General features: G+C 74.0%; 5 protein-coding genes. All 5 read right to left on the bottom strand.

All coding sequences use genetic code 11. The features are described from left to right. On the bottom strand, positions 1-532 hold a 532-nt coding region (locus HGA02_RS08085; protein WP_168678592.1), incomplete at its 3' end, for an AAA family ATPase. Beyond that, the gene (tmk, locus tag HGA02_RS08080) at positions 529-1248 is read right to left on the bottom strand and encodes a dTMP kinase (protein ID WP_343035370.1); all 720 of its coding nucleotides are present in this window, start codon (positions 1246-1248) and stop codon (positions 529-531) included. The genes tmk and HGA02_RS08085, both read right to left, overlap by 4 nt. 35 nt (positions 1249-1283) lie before the next feature. Continuing rightward, a complete protein-coding gene (locus tag HGA02_RS08075; protein ID WP_168678591.1) occupies positions 1284-2288 on the bottom strand; it encodes a Gfo/Idh/MocA family protein in 1005 nt (334 codons plus the stop codon). A gap of 64 nt (positions 2289-2352) precedes the next feature. Continuing rightward, positions 2353-5103: a type I DNA topoisomerase gene (gene topA / locus HGA02_RS08070; protein WP_168678590.1), complete on the bottom strand. Its 2751-nt coding sequence runs from the start codon at positions 5101-5103 to the stop codon at positions 2353-2355. A 79-nt stretch (positions 5104-5182) separates the two neighbouring features. Beyond that, positions 5183-6133: a phosphatase PAP2 family protein gene (locus HGA02_RS21640; protein WP_343035369.1), complete on the bottom strand. Its 951-nt coding sequence runs from the start codon at positions 6131-6133 to the stop codon at positions 5183-5185. Between the last annotated feature and the right edge of the window lie 211 nt (positions 6134-6344).

Here is a 6344-nt window from a genome sequence, read left to right as displayed (position 1 = left end):
CGCGCGACACGAGCAGCGCGGCGACCGCGTCGACCGGCGGCACGCGCAGCGCGACCGACCGGCTGCGCGAGCGGATCGTCACGAGCACGTCCTGCGGGCTCGGCGCGCACAGCACCCAGACCGTGCGGGCCGCGGGCTCCTCGATGGCCTTGAGCAGCGCGTTGCCGCTCGTGTCGTTGAGGCGGTCGGCGTCCTCGACGACGATCACGCGCCAGCGACCCTGCGACGGCGAGCGCTGCGCGAGCTCCACCAGCGGGCGCACCGTGTCGGCCCGGATGACGACGCCCTCGGTCGCGACGTACGTGACGTCGGGGTGCGTGCCGCCGAGGGTCGTCGTGCAGTCGTGGCAGCGGCCGCAGCCGCCGTCCACGCACTGCAGCGCCGCCGCGAAGGCGCGCGCCGCGTTCGAGCGGCCCGAGCCGGGCGGACCCGTCAGCAGCCACGCGTGCGTCATGGCCGACGGGTCGTTGACCGCCGTGCGCAGCACCTCGACGGCGGGCTCCTGACCGACGACGTCGTCCCAGACGCTCACGACGTCACCGCGTTCTCGTCGGCGATCGCGGCCACGTCCTCGCCCGCCGGGGACCCGCCGTCGCCCACGACGTCGTCGGCGGCGGACGACCCGCCCGCCGCCGCGAGCAGCGCCTCGACGCGGTCGCCGATGACCGCCGCGAGCGCGTCGGCGGGACGCGTCGCGTCGAGCACGAGCCAGCGGTCGGGGTCGGCCGTCGCGCGGTCGAGGAACGCGAGGCGGGTGCGGCGGTGGAAGTCGTCACCCTCGCTCTCCAGCCGGTCGGGCGCCGAGGTGAGGCGGGCGCGGCCCACGTCGGGGTCGAGGTCGAGCAGGACGGTCAGCGCGGGCAGCAGGCCGCGCGTCGCCCACAGCGACAGGTTCTCGACCTCGTCGGCGCCGAGGTCGCGGCCCGTGCCCTGGTAGGCGACCGACGAGTCGAGGTAGCGGTCCGTGACGACGACCGCACCGCGCTCCAGGGCGGGCCGCACGAGCGACGCGACGTGGTGCGCGCGGTCCGTCGCGTACAGCAGGGCCTCGGTGCGCGCGTCGACGTGCTCGCCGTGCAGGACCGCGTCGCGGAGCGTCTGGCCGAGCGCCGTGCCGCCGGGCTCCCGGGTCAGCACGACCTCACGGCCCTGAGCCCGCAGCCGCTCGGCGAGCAGCCGGGCCTGCGTCGACTTGCCGGCACCGTCACCGCCCTCGAACGACACGAACAGGCCCGCAGCAGGAGTCACGACCGTCAGGGTAGTCGCGGCCACCCACGGCCCCCTCACTCGCCGGGGTAGGTGACCCCGACCTGCCGCCGGACCTCGTCCATCGTCGACATGACGGCGAGCGTGTCGTCCCACGTCAGGCGCGGGCTCTCGACCTCACCGGCGGCGACACGGCGCGCGACCTCGGCCGCCTCGAACTGCAGGCCCTTGCTGCCGGGCTGGTCGAAGGACCACACGCGCCCGTCGTTGCGCTGCACGCGGAACGAGGTCGGCGTGTAGAAGCTGCCCGCGACCTGGATGTTGCCCTCGGTGCCGCTGATGAGCGCGACCGTCGGCGTGCGCGACCACAGCGTCGTCGAGAGCGTCGCCTGCGCGCGCTCGCCGTACGACAGGACGATCGAGACCTGACCGTCGACGCCCGTCTCCGTCAGCGCGCCGACCGCGTGCACCGCGTCGGGGACGCCGAGGAAGTCGTGCGCGAACGACACCGGGTAGACGCCGAGGTCCAGCAGCGCGCCGCCCGCGAGCTCGGGCGCGAACAGCCGGCTCGCCGGGTCGAACGCGAACGCCTGCCCGTGGTCCGCGGACAGGTTGACGATCTCCCCGATCTCACCCGCGTCGATGACCTGGTGCAGCGCGGCGACGTGCGGCAGGAACCGCGTCCACATCGCCTCCATGACGAAGACGCCGGCCTCGCGTGCGGCCGCGAAGACCTCCTGCGCCTCGCCGACGTTGCGCGTGAACGACTTCTCGACGAGCACGTGCTTGCCGGCGCGGATCGCGAGGAGCGCGTGCTCGCGGTGCTCGGAGTGCGGGGTCGCGACGTAGATCGCGTCGACCTGCGGGTCCTCGACGAGCTGCCGGTAGCCGACGTGCGTCGTCGGGATGCCGTGCGCCGTCGCGAACCGCTCGGCGCGGTCACGGTTGCGCGACCCGACGGCGACGAGCTGCGCGCGCGTGTGCTCCCGGACGGCGTCGGCGAACGCGGCGGCGATGCCGCCGGCGCCGAGGATGCCCCAGCGGATCGACGGTGCGGTACGGGGGTCCTCGGTGCGAGCCATGGCCGACAACCTAGCGCGACGAGGTGGACGGGTCCTGGTCGGGACCCGCCCACCTCGCGCACGGCTACTTCTTGGTCGCGGCCTTCGTGCGAGTCGTCGTGCGGCGGGCCGGCGTCTTCTTCTTCGCGGGGCCCTGCGCGCGCTTCTCGGCGAGCAGCTCGACGGCCTGCTCGGGCGTGATCGACTCGGGCGTGACGTCGCGCGGGAGCGTGCGGTTCGTCTCGCCGTCCGTGACGTACGCGCCGAAGCGGCCGTCCTTGACGACGATCGGCTTGCCCGACGTCGGGTCGTCGCCGAGCTCGCGCAGCGGCGGCGCGGCGGTCGCGCCACGCCCGCGCTTGGGCTGCGCGTAGATCGCGAGCGCCTCCTCGAGCGTGGTCGTGAACAGCGCCTCCTCCGAGGCGAGCGTGCGCGAGTCCGTGCCCTTCTTGAGGTACGGGCCGTAGCGGCCGTTCTGCGCGGTGATCTCGGTGCCCGACTCGGGGTCGACGCCCACGACGCGCGGCAGCGACAGCAGCTGGAGCGCGTCGTCGATCGTGACCGTCTGGAGCGACATCGACTTGAACAGCGACGCGGTGCGCGGCTTCGGCGCGGCGGCCAGGGCCTTCTTGCGCGCGGCTGCGGACAGCGACGGGTCGAGCTCCGGCTCGGGCAGCAGCTCGGTCACGTAGGGACCGTACCGGCCGTTCTTCGCGACGATCGTGGTCCCCGTCGACGGGTCCTCGCCGAGCACCAGGTCGCCCTCGGGCTGCGTCTCCATGAGCTCGCGCGCCTTCTCGACGGTGAGCTCGTCGGGCGCCAGGTCGTCGGGCACCGACGCACGGCGCGGGTTGCCGTCCTCGCCCAGCACGTTCGCGTCCTCGAGGTACGGGCCGTACCGCCCGACGCGCAGCGTGAGGCCGTCGCCGATCTCGATCGAGTTGACCTCGCGCGCGTCGATCTCACCGAGGTTCGCGACCAGGTCGCGCAGCCCCTCGCCCTCGCCGGGCAGCGCCGGGTCGCCGAAGTAGAACTGCGCGAGCCAGTCGCTGCGCTCCTTCTCCCCCGACGCGATGAGGTCGAGGTCCTCCTCCATCGACGCGGTGAAGTCGTAGTCGACGAGCCGGTCGAAGTTCTCCTCGAGCAGGCGCGTCACGGCGAAGGCGAGCCACGACGGCACGAGCGCCTGGCCGCGGGACGTCACGTAGCCGCGGTCGAGGATGACGGAGATCGTCGCCGCGTACGTCGACGGGCGCCCGATCCCCCGCTCCTCCAGCGCCTTGACCAGCGACGCCTCGGTGTAGCGCGGCGGCGGGGACGTGCGGTGCCCGTCGGCGGTGAGGTCGCGCCCCGTCAGCGGGTCGCCCTCGGCCATCGTCGGCAGGCGGGACTCGCCCTTCTCGCCCGAGGCGCCCTCGGCGGCGTCGTCCTCGTACCGCGAGACGTCGCGCCCCTCCTCGTACGCGGCGAGGAAGCCGCGGAAGGTGATGACGGTGCCCGACGCGGAGAACACGGTCTCGACCGGCGCGTCCCCGACGGACGTGCCCGCGGTCGGGGTCGCGGTCGCCGCGATCCGGACGGACGCCGTCTGTCCGCGCGCGTCGGCCATCTGGGAGGCGACGGTCCGCTTCCAGATGAGCTCGTACAGGCGGAACTGGTCGCCGGTGATCTCACGCGCGACCTGGGCCGGCGTGCGGAAGTGGTCGCCCGCGGGGCGGATCGCCTCGTGCGCCTCCTGCGCGCCCTTGGCCTTCGACGTGTAGACGCGCGCCGCGTCCGGCACGTACTCCGGCCCGTACAGCTCGGAGGCCTGGCGGCGGGCCGCGTCGATCGCCTGCGACGACAGCGCGGGCGAGTCGGTCCGCATGTAGGTGATGTAGCCGTTCTCGTACAGCGTCTGCGCGGTGCGCATCGTCTGCCGGGACGACATCCGGAGCTTGCGGGAGGCCTCCTGCTGGAGGGTCGACGTCGTGAACGGCGCCGCGGGGCGCCGCGTGTACGGCTTGGTCTCGAGGCTCGCGACGGACCAGGCGGCCTCGTCCAGGCCGGCGACGAGCGCGTGCGCCGCGGCCTCGTCGAGGTGCACGACGTCCCCGCCGCGCAGGCGGCCGCGGTCGTCGAAGTCGCGGCCCGACGCGACGCGACGCCCGCCGACGCCCGTCAGCCGGGCGGAGAACTCCGGCTGCGTCGCGTCCTCGACGGCGAACATGCCCGTCACGTCCCAGTAGTCGGCGGCGACGAACGCCATGCGCTCGCGCTCGCGCTCGACCACGAGCCGCGTCGCGACGGACTGCACGCGGCCCGCGGACAGGCCCTGACGGACCTTGCGCCACAGCACCGGGCTGACCTCGTAGCCGTACAGGCGATCGAGGATGCGGCGGGTCTCCTGCGCGTCGACGAGCCGGTCGTCGAGGTCACGCGTGCTCTGGAGGGCGCGCTGGATCGCCTCGCGCGTGATCTCGTGGAAGACCATGCGCTTCACGGGGACCTTGGGCTTGAGCTCCTGCAGCAGGTGCCACGCGATGGCCTCGCCCTCGCGGTCCTCGTCGGTCGCGAGGTAGAGCTCGTCGGAGTCCTTCAGCAGCTTCTTGAGCTCGCTGACCTTCTTCCGCTTGTCCGGGTCGACCACGTAGTACGGGACGAAGCCGTTGTCGACGTCGACCGCGAACTTGCCGAACGGGCCCTTCTTCATGTCGGCGGGCAGCTCCGACGGCTGCGGGAGGTCGCGGATGTGCCCGACGCTCGCCTCGACGTCGTACCCCTCGCCGAGGTACCCGGCGATCGTGCGCGCCTTCGCCGGCGACTCCACGATCACGAGCTTGCGCCCTGCACCCATTCCGTCAGGCCTTCCTACCGAGTCCGCGAGCCACTCCGGCCCGCGTGCACCTCACCGCTGGGGACTCTACGTCGTGCCGTCAACTCTCCGGCACACGGGACGCCGCGGCCTGCCGCAGCACGAGCAGCAGCGCGAACGCCACGCACGCGGCCGCGAGCGCCCCCGTCGCACCGCCGGCGTAGGCCAGGACCTCGTCGGCGCGCGAGGGTACCGCGTCGACGTCGCGCCACGTGTGCGACAACGACCAGACGGCCACGACGCCCGCGACCGCACCGCCCACGAGCAGGCTGCTCACGACCACGCGCAGCGACCTGCGCCCCGCGGCGGCCCCGCCAGCGACCTGGCGCAGCGCGCCCGTCGACGTCACGGCGCGTGCCGGGGTCAGCGCCACCATCGCGCACGCGACCGCACCCCACGCGAGCACCACGAGCACGCCGGCGACGACGTCCGACGGGCGGTGCCACTGCCCGATGAGCGTCGAGACGCCCGTGACGGTCGTGTACCCGGCGCCCGCGACCGCCGCCCACGGCCGCACGCGCGGCGGGACGACGAGCAGCAGCGCGACCGAGACCGACGCGGCCGCGGTCGTGTGCCCGCTCGGCAGCGTGTTGCCGTAGCTCTCCGCCACCCCCAGGTCGGGCCGGTAGAAGAGGTAGAACTTGAGCACGCGGGTCGTGACGTTCGCGCCGATCATCAGGACCGCGACCTGCACGGCCAGCTCCCAGCGGCGACGGATCACCGCGATCGCCATGGCCCCGAGGATCACGGCCGCGATGAAGCCGACCGAGACGACGTCGAGCACCCGCTCCGCCACCCGCCACAGCTGCGTCTGGCCGTACTCGGCACCCCGCAGGGCCGCGAGCTCGACGACCTGCCCCGACGTCGTCGTCACGAAGACCTTCCACAGCACCCAGACGCCGACGACGCTCGCCACCGCGACCGCGAGGCACAGCACGACGACACCGGCACGGCCCTGGCGCGGGTGCGACGGGACCACCGGGGTGGGTCGGGTCACGGGGGCGCTGCTCACCACCACACGGTAGGTCACGCCGCGGCGCCTCGTTCCGCCGCCGGACGTCCCGGCGACGCTCGTCACACGACCTGCACACGACGCGCGTCAGCCCACCGGGACCGGCTCCCCCGCGGCGACCACGACCGCGTGCCGGCACGCGCCCAGGCGCCGCCGCGCCTCGTCGTCCGCGTTGACGCACAGCAGGCACCCGCCGCGCCGCTCGAGCGCC

Origin of the sequence: Cellulomonas septica, from assembly GCF_012396155.1 — a bacterium.
GTDB lineage: Bacteria > Actinomycetota > Actinomycetes > Actinomycetales > Cellulomonadaceae > Cellulomonas > Cellulomonas septica.
The sequence above is the reverse complement of the archived record's forward strand: the minus strand, read 5'-3'. Positions and strand labels throughout refer to the sequence as shown.

Bases quoted from the DNA above. Each gene is read 5' to 3' on its own strand.
- HGA02_RS08075 (WP_168678591.1), bottom strand. From the start codon at position 2,288: ATGGCTCGCACCGAGGACCCCCGTACCGCACCGTCGATCCGCTGGGGC.
- topA (WP_168678590.1), bottom strand. From the start codon at position 5,103: ATGGGTGCAGGGCGCAAGCTCGTGATCGTGGAGTCGCCGGCGAAGGCG.